Below are 18,777 nucleotides of genomic sequence, written 5' to 3'. Positions count from 1 at the left end.
ACCGACGAGGACCCAAGGGGACGAACCATGAAGCAGGCTCTCAAGGCCGCCGGCACAGCGGCGCTCGGCATCGCCATCGCGGCGGTCGGCGCCGGCACCGCCTCCGCCGACGCCGCCCCGGCGCCCGGCGGCCTCGGGCTGCCCACCGGCGCGGTGACGAACCCCGCGGTGACCGGGGCGGTCACCGACACCGCCGCCAAGCTGCCCGGTGGCGACAAGGTCACCGGCACGCTGGGCACCCTCGCCCCGACCGCCGGCCACGCCGCCCCGGCCGCGGAGGCCCCGCTCGCCGGCGTCACCCAGCAGCGCGCCGCCGTCCCGACCGTCCCGGGTCTCGACAAGACCCCCGTCGGCGGGCTGACCGGCGCCCTGCCCGGCCTGCCGGGCCTCGGCGGCTGATCCGAGCCGCCGGCACGACGACGGGCCGCCCGCCCCCGGGATCACCGGGGCCGGGCGGCCCGTCGTCGTCTTCACACCGCCCGGTCTCACGGCTCCTGGGGGAGGAGCAGCCAGAGGGCGAGGTAGAGCAGGAACTGGGGGCCGGGCAGCAGGCAGGAGAGCAGGAAGATCAGCCGGACGGTCCACGGGGTCAGCCCGAAGCGGGCGGCGATCCCGGCGCAGACGCCGGCGATCACACGGTTGTGGCGAGGACGGGCAAGGCGAGCGCTCATGCTCCCACCTCGCTGCGCTCGGCAGGGGCCTTCGCCCCTGCGCACCTCTTGATGGTTCGCTCGCTTTGCTTGCTCATGATGGTCTCCTGATCTGCTCCGCACGGTGGCGGCCCGGTCCGGTCGGTCCGGCGGGCATACGTCCATACTCCGCCGCCGCGGCCCCGAAGTCCTCAGCCCGCCAGGTGATTCCGCACCCCGACGGGTCACCGGGGAGACGTAGTCGGATGTCGGGGTCGTCCTCAGGGTGACCCTGAGGATGGCCGACCGTTCCGAAGCCCCTCACCCTCCCGTCACAGGCGCGTGGAAACGGCTCGGTATGATGCCGCAGTCGCTGGTGGTCGGGGGGCGGAACATCGGCGCGCCATCGCTAGGAAATGGCCTCTCACGCAAGCGATTTCACGTTCTGTTGGGCTCTGTCCGAATTCTCTCGTGGGGTTGAAATTGCGCACTCGGCATCGCAGATTCCTGGCCGCGACCGCCGTCGTCACGCTGGCTTCGGGTGCGGCTGCCGTCGAGGCCCCGACCGCCCTCGCCGCCTCGGTGGTCGTCGCGGCCGCCCAGGGCGCCGAGGCCCAGTCCTCACCGGTCACGGCGACCCTTTCGGGCCTGCCCGGCACCGTCAAGGCGGGCGGCGCGCCGGTGGAGTTCACCGCGACGCTCAAGAACACCGCCGACCACCAGATGGACGTGCCACTGGCCACCTTCGTCATCGGGGACACCGGTACCGGCACCAAGCAGGGCCAGTTCACGCTGGAGTACCAGGCGCCCGGCGGCACACAGTGGCAGGACGCCAGGGCGGACACCGCGAGCGCCGGCGCCGTCTGGGAGCTCAACCAGCCCGCCGTGCCGCACCTGGCGGCGGGCGCCGAGGCCGTCTACCGGCTGCGGCTCACCGTCGCCGCCGACGCCCCGGCCGGGCGGGTAACGCCGGGCTTCACCGCCGTCGTCTCCGACCCCGCCCTGCCGCCGGAGCAGCGCATCTCCCAGGCGATGAGCGGCTACTCGGGCCTGGTCATCGCCCCGTCCGTCACGCCGACCACCCCGGCGCCCACGCCGGCCGCCACGGCGGACGCCAGGCTCGACGGGGTGCCCGCCGCGTTCAGGGCGGGCGGCGAGGCGAAGCCGTTCAAGCTGGTCTTCACCAACAACAGCGGCAAGGACCTCCGCCTGCTGCCCGCGATCGTGTTCCAGGGGGCGACCGAACTCCCCTCCGAGACCGTCATATTCGAGTTCCGGACGGCCGACGGCAGATGGCTGGAGGGCACCCCCGGCGGCAACTCGGAGCACCCGGGCTGGCTCTACCTGGGGCTGCGGACCGGCGACAGGAACGCCGATGTGATCGCCCTGGCGAAGGGCGAGAGCCGCACGATCGAGGTCCGGCTGTCCTTCACCAAGGACGCCCCGGTCGGAGCCCAGTCCCTGGCGGCCCTCGCGGGCAGCCTGCCCGGTGCGGGCGAGAACGGGGCCGAGGCGTCCAGCCCGAAGGCCGGCATCACCATCGAGGCCCCGGCGGGCGCCACCGCCACGCCGACCCCCAGCTCCCCGGCCACCCCGACACCGACCGCGACCCGGCCGGCCACCGCCCCGGTCGTCCCGGTCGTCCCGATCACGCAGGCCACCAGCGAGGCGCCGAGTCCGGCGGCGGGCGGCTCGCAGGTGGTCGCCGTCGCGGCCCCGGCCGCGGACACCGGACTGGCCTCCACCGGTGGCGGCACCCGAACGAAGCCGATGGCGATCACCGGTGCGGTCGCGATCGCCCTCGGGCTGGGCACGCTGGTCGTGGCGCGCCGCCGCAGGAAGGCGTAGCGCGCCACCGGGCGCCGACCCCGGACACGGACCCCGACAGGCCGGAAGGCCCGTCCGTCATCCGCTGCGGAGCGGGACAGGCGGGCCTTCCGGCGTTCGTACGGCGGGTGCGGACCCGGTCAGCCGGCCGGCTGCTGCGGCTGGGCCGGCGGCGCGGGCTGCGCGTACGGGTTGTCCGCCACCGGCTGCGGCGGGACACCCGGCTGGTACGGCGCGGCGGCCGGCGGCGCGGCCTGGTGCGCGGCCGGCGGGACGGGAGCCCCGCCCTGCGGCGGCACGGGCGCGCCCGGCTGCGGGGCGTTCGGGTTGTACGGCGCGTTGGGGTTGTACGGCGCCTGCGGGGCGTTCGGGTTGTACGGCGCCTGGGGCGCGTTGGGGTTGAACGCGGCGGCGGCCTGCGCGGCCGCCTGCTGCTTGGCGTTGCTGCGCTGGGTGATCGCCTTCACCGAGTAGACGATCATCGCGACCGGCAGGATGAAGACCTTGAGGAAGATGTAGTACGTGCCGCCCTCGAAGACGAACACGAGGTAGTAGGCGTACCCCAGGAATCCGAGGCCGATGAGGACGTTGAGGATTCGCAGACCGGTCTTCAGACCGCCGGCGACGGCCCCGAGGCCGACCATGATGACGCCGCTGAGCGCCAGCAGGACGGCGTACCAGGAGAACAGCGGCTCAGCGCCGAAGTCGAGATTGTTCAAGGGGGGTTTCCTGTGGGAGGGAAGAATCAACGGCTGAACCGTTTGGGGACGAGAGCGCACAGTACTGGAGGCGGCTGACATTCGTCGTCGCCTTTGCATCACGGTGTCGTTGCGCTCTGCCGGAACGGCAATTGACGAGGTGGGAAATGACGGATTATGAGGTGCTGCGGGTCTTTTGCGGGCCCGGTGGGGGGTACGGGAACGCGCTCGGCGTCGTGCGCGACGGCGCCGCCGTGCCGGAGAGTGCGGACCGGCAGGAGATCGCGCGCGAACTCGGCTTCAGCGAGACGGTGTTCGTCGACGACCCGGAGCGCGGGGAGATCGACATCTACACGCCGACGCTGCGCCTGCCCTTCGCCGGCCACCCGTGCGTGGGCGCCGCCTGGGTACTCGGGGTGGACCGGCTGGTCACGGCCGCCGGCGTGGTGGGCGTCCGGCGCGAGGGCGGGCTGACCCGGATCGAGGCCCGGCCGGAGTGGGCCCCGCCGCGGACGCTGCGGCAGTACGGCTCGGCGGCCGAGGTGGAGGCGCTGGAGGTGCCGCCGCCGGGGGAGTGGATCTACGCCTGGGCCTGGCAGGACGAGGCGGCCGGCACCGTCCGGGCGCGGGCCTTCCCCGGGCGGGGTGACGGGATCGACGAGGACGAGGCGACCGGCGCGGCCGCCCTGCTGCTGACCGCGCGGCTCGGCCGGGCGCTGACCGTCACCCAGGGCCGGGGCTCGCAGCTGATGACCGGGCCGCGCCCGGGCGGGCTGATCGAGGTCGGCGGCCGGGTGGTGCCGGCGCCGGCTCAGCGGGCGGGCGGCGTCGGCTCCGCGTAGGCGCGCGGGCGGGCGGCGGGCGCGACGGCCGCCACCCGGCCGACGGCGGCGGCCGGGACGGTCACCGGTGGGACGGCCAGGACGGGCACCCGGGGCGCCCGCGGCCGCCGTTCCCGCAGCAGGTGCCGCAGGCCGGGGACCAGCGCGAGGTGGACGGCGGCCACGCCGACCACGGCGAACAGGATGTGGTCCACGTTGAGGACGTGCCCGGGCGTCCAGGAGGAGAGGAACTCCAGCCCGGTCGCCAGCAGCGCGGAGGCGCCGGTGGTGCGCAGGAAGGAGGGCAGCCAGGGGGCCCGGAGGCGGCCGCCGGCCAGCGGCAGCAGGACGCCGAGCGGGGCCAGCAGCAGGAGTTCGCCGACCACCTGCCAGGCGGTGGAGGACCGGAGCGAGGCCAGCGGGGTCAGGTTGGCGTCGTACACCCAGGCCACCGGCAGCGGTCTCAGCACCAGCCAGAGCACCAGTGCCAGGTGGCAGGCGAGGCCCGCCAGCCCGGTCTGCCGGAGGGATCGGTGGACGGCCGCCGCCGGCCTGCTCTCGGTCCCCGCGCCGGAACGCTCGTCGCGTGTCCTGGTGCCATCTCGCTGCACGGGGGGAAGGACGTGAGCCGGTGGCACGGCGGTTCCACGCCGGGCGTGAACATTCCCGAACACGCCCCCGGCACTCCCTGCTACTTACAAGGAGCGGCCGTCGGCACCGCGCTGAACACGTTGTCCGGCGGCGGGCTGCCCGGCACCACCGGCGTGGGCGACGGGCTCGGGCTCGCGGCGCCCTTGGAGGCACCGCGGGCCGGGGTCACGGCTGGCGCGGGGCCGGGCGGGGTGACCAGCGCGGTCGGTATGTGCGGGGTGGTCGGGCAGGCCGTGCGGCTGGCCGGGGCGCCGCCGTCGACCGGTACGGCGGTCGGCCGGATACCGCAGCCGGAGGCCAGTGCGAGCAGGAGCAGTACGCCGGCGGTACGGCGCAGGGTGGTACGGGCGGGGGCGGTCACGTGGCGTCCTTGTCCTCTACGGCGTCGCGGGCGGAGCCGCGCTCGGCCTCCCCCGCGGACGGCGGAGGCGGCGGTGTCAGCGGCAGTGTCAGGGTGAACACCGCGCCGACCTCCCCGTTCGCCGCCGTGATCGTCCCCCCGTGTATCTGCGCGTTGGCCATCGCGATCGACAGCCCCAGGCCGCTGCCCTCCGAGCGGGCCCGCCCCCGGTCGGCCTTGTAGAACCGGTCGAAGACGTGCGGCAGCACGTCCTCCGGGATGCCCGGGCCGCTGTCGGAGACCTCGACCACGACCGAGTCCGCGGCCTGCCGGACCCTGACCCGCACCGGTGAGCCGCCGTGCTTGAGCGCGTTGCCGATCAGGTTGGCGAAGACCACGTCGAGCCGGCGCGGGTCGACCACGGCCAGGATGCCGCGCGGGGCGTCCACCTCGACCGCGTCGTACCAGGCCCGTCCGTCGATGCAGGACATGATCAGGTCGGCGATGTCCACCTCGTCGGCGACCAGCCTGGCGGTGCCCGCGTCGAAGCGGGTCACCTCCATCAGGTTCTCCACCAGGTCGGACAGCCGCCGGGTCTCGCTGACCACGAGCCGGACGGCCGGCTCGATCATCGGGTCCAGCGACTCGGCCTCGTCCTCCAGGATGTCGGTGACGGCGGTCATCGCGGTCAGCGGGGTGCGCAGTTCGTGCGACATGTCGGCGACGAACCGCCGGCTCTGCGCCTCGCGCGCGCTCAGCTCCTCGACCTGCTCGTGCAGCGACTCCGCGGCCCGGTTGAACGTCCGTGCCAAGTCGGCGAGTTCGTCCGAGCCCTCGACTTCGAGCCGGGTGTCCAGGTGCCCCTGGCCGAGTCGCCGGGCGGCGTCGCCGAGCCGCTTGACCGGTCGCAGTACGGTGGCCGAGGCGGCCTGGGCGAGCAGCGCCGAGCCGATCAGCGCGAGCAGGGTGGCGATGGCCAGCGACCAGCCCAGCGTGTTGAGGTCGGCCCGTTCGTTCTCCAGCGACTTGAACATGTACGCCGTCGGGCCGCCCGGCACCACCTTGGTGCCGCCGATCACGAACGGCCGGCCGTCCAGGTTCTGCCGCTGCCAGTACAGGTGGTACGGGTACGGGTTGCTCTCGGTGACCTCGCGGGGCTTGGCGACGGTGGACTGCAGCGCGGTCGGCACGTCGGCCAGCGTGAAGTGCGCGGGATCGGAGGACGTCGAGGGGCACTCCGGGTGCGTCGGATCGACCACCACGACGTCGTAACTCAGGCCGGAGCTGGCCACGTTGGACGCCAGTTCGGCCAGCTCCGGGCAGCCGGCGTTCAGTGGCAGCTCGGAGACGTTGCGGCTGAGCGAGACCCGGAAGTCGTTCAGCGCGGTGTCCTGGGCGCGCTTGAGCACCGCGTCGCGGTTCAGCCAGTACGCGATGCCGGAGGCCGAGACGGCGGCGAGCAGCGCGACCGCCGCGAACACCGCGATCAGTCGCACCCGTAGGGAGCGCAGCCGGCGCCACCGGCCCGCCGGGAAGCGCCGGGCAGTCGTCTGATGGTCAGTCACAGGAGCCTGTCGTGGGTACGGGAGTTCAGGAGTCGGACGGGCGCCGGGTCGGGCCGGCCGGTCAGGCCGGAGGGTCCAGCCGGTAGCCCACCCCGCGCACGGTGCGGATCAGCGTCGGCGCGGACGGCACGTCCTCGACCTTGGCCCGCAGCCGCTGCACACAGGCGTCCACCAGGCGCGAGTCGCCGAGGTAGTCGTGCTCCCAGACCAGCCGCAGCAGCTGCTGGCGGGAGAGCGCCTGCCCGGGGCGGCGGCTGAGTTCCAGCAGCAGCCGCAGCTCGGTCGGGGTGAGCTGGAGGTCCAGTCCGTCCTTGGTGACGGTCATGGCCGCCCGGTCGATCACCACGCTGCCGTACGCGGAGGAGTCCGAGCTCTCCCGTTCGCCGCGGCGCAGCACCGCCCGGATCCGCGCATCCAGCACGCGCGGCTGCACCGGTTTCACCACGTAGTCGTCGGCGCCGGACTCCAGGCCCACCACCACGTCGATGTCGTCCGAACGGGCGGTCAGCAGGATGATCGGCAGCTGGTCGGTGCGCCGGATCCGGCGGCACACCTCGAAGCCGTCGATTCCGGGCAGCATCACGTCCAGCACGATGAGGTCGGGCCGCTGCTCCTTGAAGAGCCTCAGACCGTCCTCGCCGGAGGCGGCGGTGGCCACGCGGTGGCCCTGGCGGGTGAGGGCGAGTTCGAGGCCGGTCCGGATGGCGTCGTCGTCCTCGATCAGTAGGAGGAAAGGCACGGCCCCATTTTGGCCCACCCGCAGCCCCGAATCACCCCCCGGATCCCTCACGGCCCGTTCGGGAACCGGAAGGACCGCCACCGGCGTCCGGTACGGAGGGAGGCGGACCGGGACGAAAGGCCCCCGCCTGTGACACCCCTGTGACAGTCGGCGGACAGCGCCATCACAACCGGCGGGCAGGATTTTCCATGTCGCCGCAGGACAGCGGGCCGCAAGGCCGGCTGAAAGGCGGCAACCGGAACCGCTCGTACCGAACCAAGGGGGCGCACGATGAACGCCATGCTTCAGACCCGGACCAACCCGGCTGTACGCACCGCGCGTTCGTCAGCGACCACCCACCGGACCCGGTACGAGGTCAGGACCGACGAGAACTCCGGTGCCGTGACCGTACGGGGGTGCGCGCACAGCACCGGTGGAAACCCTGGCGCCCGTCGGGTGAGCGGCGGCGGCAGGACGGGGGAGCTGTACGGAATCGGCCGACTGGGGAGTGCGGTCGACTCCGCCAGCACCCTCACGCTGCGGGGGATCCTCCCCGTCCGCGTCGAGGGCACGGACGCCCCCGGGGGGAACCGGGGGACCGGGGGGAACGGTCTGCGGACGGTCGGTTCGGGGGAACCGTCCGGTCGCGAGGCCGCCGGTGCGACGCTGCTGCGGCTGAACCCCGCCGCGGCCCGCACCACCGAGGCCGGGCAGGGAGGCGCGCAGGGGGAGCACTCGGCCGCCGCGGAGGACCACATCACGGAGTTCACCGCGTACGTGCGCGAGCGCCGCGCTTCCCTGTACGCCACGGCCTATCACCTGACCGGTGACCGCTACGAGGCCGAGGACCTGCTGCAGAGCGCGCTCTTCAGCACCTACCGGGCCTGGGGCCGGATCACCGACAAGGCCGCGGTCGGGGGTTACCTCCGCCGCACCATGACCAACCTGCACATCTCCGCCTGGCGGCGCCGCAAGGTCAACGAGTACCCGACCGAGGAGCTGCCGGAGACGGCCGGCGACACCGACGCGATGGGCGGCACCGAGCTGCGCACCGTGCTCTGGCAGGCGCTGGCGAAGCTGCCGGAGAACCAGCGGACCATGCTGGTGCTGCGGTACTACGAGGGCAAGACCGACCCGGAGATCGCCGACGTGCTGGGGATCAGCGTCGGCACGGTCAAGAGCAGCATCTGGCGCGCCCTGCGCCGGCTGCGCGACGACGAGCACCTGAACAAGTCGGGCGACACCATCCGGGCGTTCGGCGAGCTGGTCGCGTAACGAAGGACTCCCGTCGGGGGACGGGAAGCGAACGGTCACGGTCCGGGGACAGCGGCTCGGGGGAGCATGTCCGTGGGGGAGCCCGAGGACCGTTCGGGAAGGCGACGGGCCCGGTGCGGGGGAGACGCACCGGGCCCGTCGTTTTCTGCTGTCCGCACCCGTTCCGGCGGTTCAGGGCCGCTGTGGGCCGCTGTGGGCCGCTGCGGGCCGGCTCAGGCCGCGGAGAGCTCCGCCGGCCGGGCCGCGGCGCGGATCCGCCGCTCGGCCTCCGGCCCCGCGCACGCGTACGAGCCGAGCGTGACCTGCCGCCCGACGATGGACCGCTCGGCCCGCATCAGCCGGAAGCCCCGGCGCAGCAGCACCGGCAGCGACTTGCGGCCCTCCCGGACGTCCCGGCGCAGCCGGCGCCAGGCCGTGGTGAGCGCGCCGTTGCGCAGGCACAGGGCGTCGCCGAGCAGGCCCTGCTCGGCGCACTCGGCGGTGATCTCGGCGGCGAAGATGCCCTCCGCGATGAACGCGCAGGCGCCGTCCAGCTCCAGGGCGTGGGTGCCGACCCGGCCGTTGTCCGGGATCGAGTACACCGGGACGTCCGTGCGGCCGTGCTCGTGCAGGGCGCGGATGGCGGCGACGGCCTGGTCGCGGTGCCAGGCCAGCGGGGAGTCCCAGTCGACGGCGCCGTCCGGCAGCCGGGGCAGCGTGGGGTCGTCCCCGTCCTTGTAGAAGTCGTCGAGCTGGAGCACCGGCAGGCCGCTGCGCTCGGCGAGCGAGGACTTCCCCGACCCGGAGGGCCCGGAGAGCAGGATCACCCGGGCATGCGCGGCCGGTGCGGGGTTCAGGGGGGAGTCACTCACGGGACACCAGTCTGACGCATCCCGGCCCGTTGCCGAAACCGGTCGGTCCGGACTTCTGCTGTGACGGCCGGCCGCGCGGGCCGGTGTCGTACGGCGGCGGAACGCCGACGGACCCGCGCCAGGGGGGGAGAGGCGCGGGTCCGTCCAATGACCGTCCGGGCCCCGGGGGGGGGTAGGGCACTGGGGACGGCCAGCTTGTGGAGTTGTCACCCCGAGGGGCGAGGGTCAGATACCCATCGGGTGCCAGACCGTCTTCGTCTCGAGGAACGAGAGTAGCCGGTCGGTACCGGGCGCATTGGTCCAGTCCTGGGCGAACGGGTCCAGCTCCGGACGGACTACCCGCTTCAGGGTATCCGCGGCGGCCGCTTCCAGCGCCTGCGCCGCGCCGGGGCCGTCGGCGGCGATGGCTCCGGTGAGGTCCACCGCGTTGACGTCCTGGTGCGAGGCCAGGGTGGGCGCGATGTCCGCGGTCTTGCCCGAGATGATGTTGACCACGCCGCCCGGGACGTCCGAGGTGGCCAGCACCTCGCCCAGCGACAGCGCGGGCAGCGGGGCGTCCGCGGCGGCCGCGACCACGACCGTGTTGCCGGTGGCGATCGCCGGGGCGATCACCGAGACCAGGCCGAGCAGCGAGTGCCCGTAGCCGGCCTGCGGGGCGACGATCCCGACCACGCCGGTCGGCTCCGGGGTCGACAGGTTGAAGTACGGACCGGCGACCGGGTTGGCGCCGCCCGCGATCTGGGCGACCTTGTCCGTCCAGCCCGCGTACCAGATCCAACGGTCGATCGCGGCGTCCACCAGCGCGGCGGCCTTCTTCGGGCCGATGCCTTCGGAGAGGGCCACCTCGGCGGCGAACTGCTCGCGCCGGCCCTGCAGCATCTCGGCCACCCGGTACAGCACCTGGCCGCGGTTGTACGCGGTGGTGCCGGCCCAGCCCTTCACCGCGGCGCGGGCGGCCAGGACGGCGTCACGGGTGTCCTTGCGGGTACCCAGCGGGGCGTTGGCGAGCCACTCGCCGGTGGAGTCGGTCACCTCGTACACCCGCCCGCTCTCGGAGCGCGGGAACTTCCCGCCGACGTACAGCTTGTAGGTCTTGAGGACGTCAAGACGCGCGAAGGTCGTGTCAGACATCGAGGTAGGCCTCCAGACCGTGGCGGCCACCCTCGCGGCCGTAGCCCGACTCCTTGTAGCCGCCGAACGGCGAGGTCGGGTCGAACTTGTTGAAGGTGTTGGCCCAGACCACGCCGGCCTTGAGCTTGTTGGCCGCCCAGAGGATGCGCGAGCCCTTCTCCGTCCAGATGCCGGCGGAGAGGCCGTACGGGGTGTTGTTGGCCTTCTCGATCGCCTCGGCGGGGGTGCGGAAGGTCAGCACCGACAGGACCGGGCCGAAGATCTCCTCCTGGGCGATCCGGTGGGCCTGGCTGACGCCCATGAACAGGGTCGGCTTGAACCAGAAGCCGGTGCCCGGGAGTTCGCAGACCGGCGACCAGCGCTCGGCGCCCTCGGCCTCGCCGGCGTCGGTCAGCGCGGTGATCCGGGCCAGCTGCTCGGCCGAGTTGATGGCGCCGATGTCGGTGTTCTTGTCCAGCGGGTCGCCGACCCGCAGGGTGGACATCCGGCGCTTGAGGGCGTCCAGCAGCTCGTCCTGGATCGACTCCTGGACCAGCAGGCGCGAGCCCGCGCAGCAGACGTGGCCCTGGTTGAAGAAGATGCCGTTGACGATGCCCTCGACCGCCTGGTCGATCGGCGCGTCGTCGAAGACGATGTTGGCGGCCTTGCCGCCCAGCTCCAGCGAGAGCTTCTTGCGGGTGCCGGCCAGCTGCTTGGCGATCGCACGGCCGACCGGGGTGGAGCCGGTGAAGGCGACCTTGTTGACGTCCGGGTGCGCGGTGAGCGCGGCGCCGGTGCGGCCGTCGCCGGTGACGATGTTGACGACGCCCTTCGGCAGACCGGCCTGGCGGCAGATCTCGGCGAAGCGCAGCGCGGTCAGCGGGGTGGTCTCGGCCGGCTTCAGGACGACCGTGTTGCCGGTCGCCAGCGCGGGCGCGATCTTCCAGGCCAGCATCAGCAGTGGGAAGTTCCACGGGATGACCTGGCCGGCCACGCCGAGCGGCTTCGGGTTCGGGCCGTAACCGGCGTAGTCGAGCTTGTCGGCCCAGCCCGCGTAGTAGAAGAAGTGCGCGGCGACCAGCGGCAGGTCGACGTCGCGGGTCTCGCGGATCGGCTTGCCGTTGTCGATCGACTCCAGCACGGCGAGCTCGCGGCTGCGCTCCTGGATGATCCGGGCGATCCGGAACAGGTACTTGGCGCGCTCGCTGCCCGGCAGCGCCGACCAGTCGGCGAACGCCCTGCGGGCGGCGGCGACCGCGCGGTCCACGTCCTCGTCGGTGCCCTGGGCGAACTCGGCGAGCACCTGCTCGGTGGCCGGGTTGACCGTCTTCAGGGACTCGCTGCCGGAGGAGTCGACGAACTCGCCGCCGATGAAGTGGCCGTAGGAGGTGGCGATGTCGCCCGCGGCGGCGGGGGACTCGGGGGCCGGGGCGTAGGCGAAGAGGCCTCCGGCGGGCTCGGCCGCGGGCTCCTCGATGTTCTTCTTCTTGGCCATGGTGATCAGTCCACCGTCACGTAGTCGGGGCCGGAGTAGCGGCCGGTGGCGAGCTTCTGGCGCTGCATCAGCAGGTCGTTGAGCAGGCTGGAGGCGCCGAAGCGGAACCAGTGCGGCGTCAGCCAGTCGTCGCCGAGGGTCTCGTTGACCATCACCAGGTACTTCATGGCGTCCTTGGTGGTCTTGATCCCACCGGCGGGCTTCACGCCGACCTGGACGCCGGTCTGCGCGCGGAAGTCGCGGACCGCCTCCAGCATCAGCAGGGTGACCGGCGGGGTCGCGTTGACGGCGACCTTGCCGGTGGAGGTCTTGATGAAGTCGGCGCCGGCCAGCATCGCCAGCCAGGAGGCCCGGCGGACGTTGTCGTAGGTCTGCAGCTCGCCGGTCTCGAAGATCACCTTGAGGTGGGCGGAGCTGCCGTCGGGGCGCTTGCACGCCTCCTTGACGGCGACGATCTCGTTGAAGACGTCGTAGTAGCGGCCGGAGAGGAAGGCGCCGCGGTCGATCACCATGTCGATCTCGTCGGCGCCCGCGGCCACCGCGTCGGCGGTGTCGGCGAGCTTGACCGGGAGGGCGGCGCGGCCGGCCGGGAAGGCGGTGGCCACCGAGGCGACCTGGATGTCGGTGCCCCGCAGGGCGGCCTTCGCGGTGGCGACCATGTCCGGGTAGACACAGATGGCGGCGACGCGGGGGGTGGTCGGGTCGGTCGGGTCGGGGGTCCTGCCCTTGGCGCACAGCGCGCGCACCTTGCCGACCGTGTCCGCGCCCTCCAGCGTGGTCAGGTCGATCATGGAGATCGCCAGGTCGATGGCGTACGCCTTCGCCGTGGTCTTGATCGAGCGGGTACCGAGAGTGGCGGCACGCGCCTCCAGGCCGACCTGGTCGACGCCGGGCAGGCCGTGCAGGAAGCGGCGGAGCGAGGCCTCGGACGCCGCAACGTCCTGAAGGCCGCTGCCCGCAACGCCGGGGGCATTGGCTGCAACAGTGGACATAGTCACCAGACCAGCATATCTACGCGCGTAGCCGTCCGCTAGGGTGGCGGCCTTTCGTGGCCGGACCGAGACCTCAGGGTGAGGGGCATGGGGCAGAATCGACGCCATGACCGATTCCGACGGCAAGCCCCACCAGGGCCCGGCCGCCCCCGCCGGGGAACCCGAGTACGCGGACCGCGTGTACCGCTCCGTCCCCGGCGTGATCTCCGGCGTGTTCCTGCTCACCGTCGCCGCCTGGCTCATCGGCGACGCGGCCGTGACCGGCACCGGGAAGACCCCGTACGTCGCGCTCGCCGCCGTACCCGTGTTCGCCCTCCCGGTGATCGCCTACACGCTGCGCCCGGTCGTGCGGGCCTCCCGCAGCCGACTGGTGGTGCGCAACCCGTGGCGGACCATCACCGCGCCGTGGGCCTCGGTGGACGCCCTGCGCGCCGGCTACTCGGTCGAGCTGCTCGCGGGCGGCAAGAAGTACCAGGTCTGGGCCGTGCCGGTGTCACTGCGGCAGCGCAAGCGCGCCACCCGCGCCCAGAGCCGCAGCATCGCCGAGCACGCCTCCCGGACCGGACTCGGGATGGGCCTCGCCGCCCGGACCAACCCCGTCGTCCAGGGCTCCCCGGACCCCACCCGCGCCTGGTCCGACCAGGTGACCAACGTGCTGCAGGAGATGGCCGAGCGCAACGCCACCCGCCCCGACGCCGCGGGCCCGGTCGTGGTGCGCTGGTGCTGGTGGCTGATCGCCCCCGCCCTGCTCGGCCTGCTCGCCCTGATCACGGTCATCGCCGTCTGAGGCCGACCCACGGACACGAAGGGCCCGCCACGTACCGGCGGGCCCTTCCGTATGCGAGGTGCGTCAGGCGGTGATGCCCGCGGCGGCGGCGAGGTCCTGCTTGATGGTGGCGAGGAGGGCGGCGGCGCGGTCGCGGGTGCGGGCGAGGTCGGCGGCGGTGGCGACCGGGAGGACGACCTCCAGGTAGCACTTGAGCTTGGGCTCCGTGCCGGAGGGGCGGACCACGATGCGGGCCGAGCGGACGGCCTCGCCGGCCAGGTAGTAGCGCAGACCGTCGGTGGGCGGCAGGTCGGCGGAGCCGGCCGCGAGGTCGTCGGCGCGGGTGACGGTCAGGCCGGCCAGGACGGTCGGGGGCTGCTCGCGCAGGCGGCGCATGGCGTCGGCGATCAGCGAGAGGTCCTGGACCCGGACCGAGAGCTGGTCGGTGGCGTGCAGGCCGTGTTCCAGCGCCAGGTCGTCCAGCAGGTCGGACAGGGTGCGGCCGGACTTCTTGAGGGTGGCGGCGAGCTCGGCGACCAGCAGGGCGGCGGTGATGCCGTCCTTGTCCCGGACGCCCTGCGGGTCGACGCAGTAGCCGAGCGCCTCCTCGTAGCCGTAGCGCAGGCCCTCGGCGCGGGAGATCCACTTGAAGCCGGTCAGCGTCTCGGCGTAGCCCAGGCCCGCCGCCTCGGCGATCCGGCCGAGCAGGGTGGCGGAGACGATGGTGGTGGCGAAGGTGCCCTCGGCCTTCTTCGCGACCAGGGCCGAGCCGAGCAGTGCGCCGACCTCGTCGCCGCGCAGCATCCGCCAGCCGGAGGTGCCGTTGCCGCTGCCGGCCGCGTTGCCGTTGGTGGGGACGGCCACCGCGCAGCGGTCGGCGTCGGGGTCGTTGGCGATCACGATGTCCGGGCCGACCGAGGCGGCGGTGCGGAAGGCGAGGTCCATCGCCCCCGGCTCCTCCGGGTTGGGGAAGGCCACGGTCGGGAAGTCCGGGTCGGGTTCGGCCTGCTCGGCGACCACGGTGGGCGCGGGGAAGCCGGCCTGGCGGAAGGCGGCGACGAGGGTGTCGCGGCCGACACCGTGCATGGGGGTGTAGACGACGTCGAGTTCGCGCGGGCTGTGCGGGTCCACGATGGACACGGCGCGGGCCAGGTAGGCCTCGACGACGTCCTCACCGAGCACCTCCCAGCCGTCCTCGGCGCGCGGGACCTCGTCCAGTGAGCCGATCGCGTCGATCTCGACGGCGATCCCGGCGTCGGCCGGCGGGACGATCTGCGAGCCGTCGCCCAGGTAGACCTTGTAGCCGTTGTCCTGAGGCGGGTTGTGGCTGGCGGTGACGGTGACGCCGGCGGCCGCGCCCAGGTGGCGGACGGCGAAGGCGAGCACCGGGGTGGGGAGCGGGCGGGGCAGCAGTGCGGCGCGCAGGCCGGCGCCGACCACCACGGCGGCGGTGTCGCGGGCGAAGTCGTACGACTTGTGGCGGGCGTCGTAGCCGATGACGACCAGGTCGCCCAGGCCCTGCTTCCGGACGTAGGAGACCAGGCCGGCGGCGGCCCGGATCACCACGGCGCGGTTCATCCGCATCGGGCCGGCGCCGAGTTCGCCGCGCAGGCCGGCGGTGCCGAACTGGAGGCGGTCGGCGAAGCGCTCGGCGAGTTCCGCCCAGGCGAGCTTGCTGTCCGACTCGGCGTCCGGGCCCTCGGCCCGGGCCAGCAGGGCGCTGAGCTCCTCGCGGGTCTGCGCGTCGGGGTCCTCGGACAGCCAGGCCCGGGCCCGGGAGAGGAGGTCGGTGGTGGGTGCCTGCGTCATCGCTGCCTGCTCCATCGGGAAGTTCGTCGGTTGTCGACCGGGGGGTTCCGCAAAGAGGGGGTACGCATGCGGACGGGGCCCGCGGGCGGGTGTGATCAGCGGATCACGGCCGGCCGTGGGCCCCGTCGCTCATGCATTGTGCGCCTGGTGGGCGTCAGATCCGCTCAAGGACCTTCGCCAGCAGCTCGCCCATGCGCTCGGCGGAGGCCTTGCCGGCCTCCAGCACCTCTTCGTGGTTGAGGGGCTCGCCGGTCATGCCGGCCGCCAGGTTGGTGACCAGGGAGATGCCGAGGACCTCGGAGCCGGCCTCGCGGGCGGCGATGGCCTCCAGGGTGGTGGACATGCCGACCAGCTCGCCGCCGATCACCCGGGCCATGTTGACCTCGGCCGGGGTTTCGTAGTGCGGGCCGCGGAACTGCACGTAGACGGCCTCGTCCAGGGACGGGTCGACCTCGTGGCAGAGCGCGCGCAGGCGCTTGGAGTACAGGTCGGTGAGGTCGACGAAGTTGGCGCCGACGATCGGGGAGTCCGCGGTCAGGTTGATGTGGTCGCTGATCAGGACCGGCTGGCCGGGGGTCCAGCCCTGGCGCAGGCCGCCACAGCCGTTGGTCAGCACGATGATGCCGCAGCCGGCCGCGGCGGCGGTGCGCACGCCGTGGACGACGGTGGCCACGCCGTGGCCCTCGTAGTAGTGGTTGCGGCCGAGGAAGATCAGCGCGCGCTTGTCGCCGATCTTCACCGAGCGGATCTTGCCGGCGTGGCCGGCGACGGCGGGGGCGGGGAAACCGGGCAGGTCGGTGACCGGGAACTCGGCCACGGTCTCGCCCAGGGCGTCGGCGGCCGGCACCCAGCCGGAGCCCATCACCAGGGCGACGTCGTGCCGCTCGGCACCGGTCAGCTCGCGCAGGCGCTCGGCGGCGGCCTGGGCGGCGGCGTAGGGGTCGGCGGAGACGACCGACTGAGGAGAAGCGTTCACGGGACCGAGGATAGACGGGAATCGGCTACGCGCGTAGAAAATCCGCTGCGGCATGCCGGATTGTTACCCGGTTGACCCGAAAACACAGCTCGGTGGCGCCATCCGGGTGACAGGTCCGTCGCTTTCCACAGTCGCGTCGGCGGATCGGAGTCGTTTCGCGCCGCGCAGCCCCTTCGCGTACGTGCCGTTGTCGCCGAGCCGCGCCGGGGGCCCGGGCGGACACCGGCGACGGCCGGTCAGCAGGGACGACGGCGCAGGTCCATGACGTAGTCGTGCGGGGCACCGGCGCTCTCGGCGGCGTCGGCGACCAGGCCGAGGTAGCGGGCCGCGGGCAGACCGCCCTCGTAGTCGTTGAGCACGTACGTCCAGACCGGGATGGAGCCGTCCAGGGTCTGCGCGCGGAGCTTGATCTTGCGGTAGATGCCGAGCTGGACGCCCTCCCACCGGTCCAGGCCGTCCTCGTCCACCGGCGAGACGTCGTACAGCGAGACGAAGACCTGGTCCTTCTCGTCCTCGACGACGGTGGCCAGCGAGCCCTCCCAGCCGAGCTGCTCGCCGCCGAAGGTGAGCCGCCAGCCGTCCAGCCACCCCGTGCCGCGCAGGGGGGAGTGCGGGGCTCGGCGGGTCATCTGCCGGGCATCGAGGTTGGTGGCATACGCGGCGTAAAGGGGCATGGGGGGAAGCGTAGCCCGGGCGGCGCGCGGACCGGGCTACCGGACGAATGTACGGAGGCCGGACCCCGGCGTGGCGGCGCTCTCGGCGTGCGGGACAATGGGGAGCGTGACTCGGATCGTGATCATCGGTGGCGGACCCGGCGGCTACGAGGCGGCCCTGGTCGCCGCACAGCTCGGCGCGGAGGTGACCGTCGTCGACCGCGACGGTCTGGGCGGATCGGCGGTGCTCACGGACTGCGTTCCGTCGAAGACGCTGATCGCGACCGCGGAGGTGATGACCACCTTCGACAGCTCGTACGAGGAACTCGGCATCATCGTCGCGGACGACACGCCTCCCAACGAGCAGGCCGCCAGGGTCGTCGGCGTGGACCTGGGCAAGGTCAACCGCCGTGTGAAGCGCCTGGCGATCGCTCAGTCCCACGACATCACCCAGTCCGTCACCCGGGCCGGCGTCACCGTGCTGCGCGGCCGCGGCCGGCTCGGCACCGGCGGGCAGGCCGCCGACGGCTCCCGCGAGGTGCTGGTGGACGCGCCGGACGGGGCCGTGCACTCGCTGCGCGCCGACGCGGTGCTGATCGCCACCGGCGCCCACCCGCGCGAGCTGCCGGACGCCCAGCCGGACGGCGAGCGGATCCTGACCTGGACCCAGGTGTACGACCTGGAGGAGCTGCCCCGCGAGCTGATCGTGGTCGGCTCCGGTGTGACCGGTGCGGAGTTCGCCGGCGCGTACCAGGCGCTTGGCTCCAAGGTCACCCTGGTCTCCAGTCGCGACCGCGTGCTGCCGGGCGAGGACCCGGACGCCGCCGAGGTGCTGGAGGACGTCTTCCGTCGCCGCGGCATGAACGTGATGGGCCGTTCGCGGGCCGAGAGCGTCAAGCGGATCGGCGACCGGGTCGAGGTGACCCTGGCCGACGGCAAGGTGATCGAGGGCTCGCACTGCCTGATGGCGGTCGGCTCGATCCCCAACACCTCCGAGATGGGCCTGGAGGAGGCCGGGGTCAAGCTCAACGACTGGGGCCAGATCCAGGTCGACCGGGTCTCCCGCACCACCGCCCCCGGCGTGTACGCGGCCGGCGACTGCACCGGCGTCTTCATGCTCGCCTCGGTGGCGGCCATGCAGGGCCGGATCGCGATGTACCACGCGCTCGGTGACGCGGTGCAGCCGCTGAACCTCAAGACCGTGGCCTCCAACGTCTTCACCGACCCGGAGATCGCCACCGTCGGCTACACCGCGGCCGACGTGGAGTGCGGCAAGATGGACGCCGTCGTGGTCAAGCTCCCGCTGCGCGGCAACCCGCGGGCGAAGATGCAGGGCATCCGGGACGGCTTCGTGAAGCTGTTCTGCCGTCCGGGCACCGGCATCGTGGTCGGCGGCGTGGTCGTCGCCCCGCGCGCCAGCGAACTGATCCACCCGATCTCGCTCGCGGTGGACGCCAATCTGACGGTCGAACAGGTGGCCAGCGCCTTCACCGTCTACCCGTCCGTCTCCGGCTCGACCGCCGAGGCCGCCCGGCAGCTGCACATCCGCAAGCGGGCCGACGGCGAATCCTGAGCGTCCGGCGCACAGTTGAGGGGCGGCT

The 18,777-nt window shown here is 73.1% G+C and carries 19 protein-coding genes; 6 read left to right on the top strand and 13 right to left on the bottom strand.

Annotated elements, in window-relative coordinates; genetic code table 11:
• The first annotated feature begins 27 nt into the window (after positions 1 to 27).
• Positions 28 to 399 (top strand): ATP-binding protein, encoded by a 372-nt coding sequence (locus ACIBEC_RS22880; protein WP_360495261.1) that lies wholly within the window; start codon positions 28 to 30, stop codon positions 397 to 399.
• Between the two features lie 86 nt (positions 400 to 485).
• On the opposite strand, the gene ACIBEC_RS22875 is transcribed toward ACIBEC_RS22880, so the two are convergent.
• Entirely contained in the window at positions 486 to 671 is a 186-nt protein-coding gene (locus tag ACIBEC_RS22875; protein ID WP_360495264.1) for a PspC domain-containing protein, read from the bottom strand.
• A 441-nt stretch (positions 672 to 1,112) separates the two neighbouring features.
• Between ACIBEC_RS22875 and ACIBEC_RS22870 the strand changes: the two genes are divergently transcribed.
• Positions 1,113 to 2,477 carry a hypothetical protein gene (locus ACIBEC_RS22870; RefSeq protein WP_360495267.1) on the top strand — a complete coding sequence of 455 codons (1,365 nt, stop codon included), beginning with the start codon at positions 1,113 to 1,115 and terminating at the stop codon, positions 2,475 to 2,477.
• Between the two features lie 119 nt (positions 2,478 to 2,596).
• Here the strand turns inward: ACIBEC_RS22870 and ACIBEC_RS22865 are convergent, their stop codons facing one another.
• On the bottom strand, positions 2,597 to 3,175 hold the full coding sequence (locus ACIBEC_RS22865; RefSeq protein WP_360495270.1) for a hypothetical protein: 579 nt from the start codon (positions 3,173 to 3,175) through the stop codon (positions 2,597 to 2,599).
• A gap of 146 nt (positions 3,176 to 3,321) precedes the next feature.
• Between ACIBEC_RS22865 and ACIBEC_RS22860 the strand changes: the two genes are divergently transcribed.
• On the top strand, positions 3,322 to 3,996 hold the full coding sequence (locus ACIBEC_RS22860) for a PhzF family phenazine biosynthesis protein (protein WP_360495273.1): 675 nt from the start codon (positions 3,322 to 3,324) through the stop codon (positions 3,994 to 3,996).
• Here ACIBEC_RS22860 and ACIBEC_RS22855 read toward each other — a convergent pair.
• The 4 genes from ACIBEC_RS22855 to ACIBEC_RS22840 form a co-directional block, all read right to left on the bottom strand.
• Positions 3,966 to 4,586 (bottom strand): VanZ family protein, encoded by a 621-nt coding sequence (locus ACIBEC_RS22855; protein ID WP_360495275.1) that lies wholly within the window; start codon positions 4,584 to 4,586, stop codon positions 3,966 to 3,968. The genes ACIBEC_RS22860 and ACIBEC_RS22855 overlap by 31 nt on opposite strands.
• 80 nt (positions 4,587 to 4,666) lie before the next feature.
• Positions 4,667 to 4,987, bottom strand: coding sequence for a hypothetical protein (locus ACIBEC_RS22850; protein ID WP_360495278.1), 321 nt, complete (start codon positions 4,985 to 4,987; stop codon positions 4,667 to 4,669).
• Positions 4,984 to 6,531, bottom strand: coding sequence for a HAMP domain-containing sensor histidine kinase (locus ACIBEC_RS22845; RefSeq protein ID WP_360495281.1), 1,548 nt, complete (start codon positions 6,529 to 6,531; stop codon positions 4,984 to 4,986). The genes ACIBEC_RS22850 and ACIBEC_RS22845 overlap by 4 nt, the downstream gene beginning before the upstream one ends.
• Positions 6,532 to 6,592: 61 nt before the next feature.
• On the bottom strand, positions 6,593 to 7,270 hold the full coding sequence (locus tag ACIBEC_RS22840; RefSeq protein WP_360495283.1) for a response regulator transcription factor: 678 nt from the start codon (positions 7,268 to 7,270) through the stop codon (positions 6,593 to 6,595).
• A 591-nt stretch (positions 7,271 to 7,861) separates the two neighbouring features.
• Between ACIBEC_RS22840 and ACIBEC_RS22835 the strand changes: the two genes are divergently transcribed.
• Positions 7,862 to 8,524, top strand: a complete 663-nt coding sequence (locus tag ACIBEC_RS22835) for a SigE family RNA polymerase sigma factor (RefSeq protein ID WP_360495423.1) — start codon at positions 7,862 to 7,864, stop codon at positions 8,522 to 8,524.
• Positions 8,525 to 8,736: 212 nt separating this feature from the next.
• Here ACIBEC_RS22835 and ACIBEC_RS22830 read toward each other — a convergent pair whose 3' ends face one another.
• From ACIBEC_RS22830 to deoC, 4 genes are all read right to left on the bottom strand, one after another.
• Complete coding sequence (locus ACIBEC_RS22830) at positions 8,737 to 9,375, bottom strand: ATP-binding protein (protein WP_360495286.1); 639 nt, start codon at positions 9,373 to 9,375, stop codon at positions 8,737 to 8,739.
• A gap of 225 nt (positions 9,376 to 9,600) precedes the next feature.
• Positions 9,601 to 10,506 (bottom strand): aldehyde dehydrogenase family protein, encoded by a 906-nt coding sequence (locus ACIBEC_RS22825; RefSeq protein WP_360495289.1) that lies wholly within the window; start codon positions 10,504 to 10,506, stop codon positions 9,601 to 9,603.
• Positions 10,499 to 11,980, bottom strand: a complete 1,482-nt coding sequence (locus ACIBEC_RS22820) for an aldehyde dehydrogenase family protein (RefSeq protein ID WP_360495292.1) — start codon at positions 11,978 to 11,980, stop codon at positions 10,499 to 10,501. The genes ACIBEC_RS22825 and ACIBEC_RS22820 overlap by 8 nt, the downstream gene beginning before the upstream one ends.
• Before the next feature lie 5 nt (positions 11,981 to 11,985).
• Positions 11,986 to 12,972, bottom strand: a complete 987-nt coding sequence (gene deoC, locus ACIBEC_RS22815) for a deoxyribose-phosphate aldolase (protein ID WP_360495295.1) — start codon at positions 12,970 to 12,972, stop codon at positions 11,986 to 11,988.
• A 106-nt stretch (positions 12,973 to 13,078) separates the two neighbouring features.
• Between deoC and ACIBEC_RS22810 the strand changes: the two genes are divergently transcribed.
• Positions 13,079 to 13,759, top strand: coding sequence for a PH domain-containing protein (locus tag ACIBEC_RS22810; RefSeq protein WP_360495298.1), 681 nt, complete (start codon positions 13,079 to 13,081; stop codon positions 13,757 to 13,759).
• Positions 13,760 to 13,822: 63 nt separating this feature from the next.
• Here ACIBEC_RS22810 and ACIBEC_RS22805 read toward each other — a convergent pair whose 3' ends face one another.
• The 3 genes from ACIBEC_RS22805 to ACIBEC_RS22795 form a co-directional block, all read right to left on the bottom strand.
• A complete protein-coding gene (locus ACIBEC_RS22805) occupies positions 13,823 to 15,547 on the bottom strand; it encodes a phospho-sugar mutase (RefSeq protein ID WP_360495301.1) in 1,725 nt (574 codons plus the stop codon).
• A 154-nt stretch (positions 15,548 to 15,701) separates the two neighbouring features.
• Positions 15,702 to 16,523 (bottom strand): purine-nucleoside phosphorylase, encoded by an 822-nt coding sequence (locus tag ACIBEC_RS22800; RefSeq protein ID WP_189916164.1) that lies wholly within the window; start codon positions 16,521 to 16,523, stop codon positions 15,702 to 15,704.
• Between the two features lie 236 nt (positions 16,524 to 16,759).
• On the bottom strand, positions 16,760 to 17,197 hold the full coding sequence (locus ACIBEC_RS22795; protein WP_360495304.1) for a gamma-glutamylcyclotransferase: 438 nt from the start codon (positions 17,195 to 17,197) through the stop codon (positions 16,760 to 16,762).
• Positions 17,198 to 17,294: 97 nt separating this feature from the next.
• Between ACIBEC_RS22795 and ACIBEC_RS22790 the strand changes: the two genes are divergently transcribed.
• Positions 17,295 to 18,749 carry an NAD(P)H-quinone dehydrogenase gene (locus ACIBEC_RS22790; RefSeq protein ID WP_360495307.1) on the top strand — a complete coding sequence of 485 codons (1,455 nt, stop codon included), beginning with the start codon at positions 17,295 to 17,297 and terminating at the stop codon, positions 18,747 to 18,749.
• The last annotated feature ends 28 nt before the right edge of the window (positions 18,750 to 18,777 follow it).

The sequence above is a fragment of the Kitasatospora sp. NPDC051164 genome (assembly GCF_044455625.1).
In the GTDB taxonomy this organism is placed as follows: Bacteria; Actinomycetota; Actinomycetes; order Streptomycetales; family Streptomycetaceae; genus Kitasatospora.
Note: the sequence above shows the minus strand (reverse complement) of the source record. Positions and strands in the feature narration are given on the sequence as shown.

What these genes read in the sequence shown, in the direction of transcription:
- ACIBEC_RS22880 (WP_360495261.1), top strand. Translation starts at nt 28, where the DNA reads ATGAAGCAGGCTCTCAAGGCCGCCGGCACAGCGGCGCTCGGCATCGCC.
- ACIBEC_RS22875 (WP_360495264.1), bottom strand. Translation starts at nt 671, where the DNA reads ATGAGCGCTCGCCTTGCCCGTCCTCGCCACAACCGTGTGATCGCCGGC.
- ACIBEC_RS22860 (WP_360495273.1), top strand. Translation starts at nt 3,322, where the DNA reads ATGACGGATTATGAGGTGCTGCGGGTCTTTTGCGGGCCCGGTGGGGGG.
- ACIBEC_RS22825 (WP_360495289.1), bottom strand. Translation starts at nt 10,506, where the DNA reads ATGTCTGACACGACCTTCGCGCGTCTTGACGTCCTCAAGACCTACAAG.
- ACIBEC_RS22820 (WP_360495292.1), bottom strand. Translation starts at nt 11,980, where the DNA reads ATGGCCAAGAAGAAGAACATCGAGGAGCCCGCGGCCGAGCCCGCCGGA.
- deoC (WP_360495295.1), bottom strand. Translation starts at nt 12,972, where the DNA reads ATGTCCACTGTTGCAGCCAATGCCCCCGGCGTTGCGGGCAGCGGCCTT.
- ACIBEC_RS22810 (WP_360495298.1), top strand. Translation starts at nt 13,079, where the DNA reads ATGACCGATTCCGACGGCAAGCCCCACCAGGGCCCGGCCGCCCCCGCC.
- ACIBEC_RS22805 (WP_360495301.1), bottom strand. Translation starts at nt 15,547, where the DNA reads ATGACGCAGGCACCCACCACCGACCTCCTCTCCCGGGCCCGGGCCTGG.
- ACIBEC_RS22795 (WP_360495304.1), bottom strand. Translation starts at nt 17,197, where the DNA reads ATGCCCCTTTACGCCGCGTATGCCACCAACCTCGATGCCCGGCAGATG.
- ACIBEC_RS22790 (WP_360495307.1), top strand. Translation starts at nt 17,295, where the DNA reads ATGGGGAGCGTGACTCGGATCGTGATCATCGGTGGCGGACCCGGCGGC.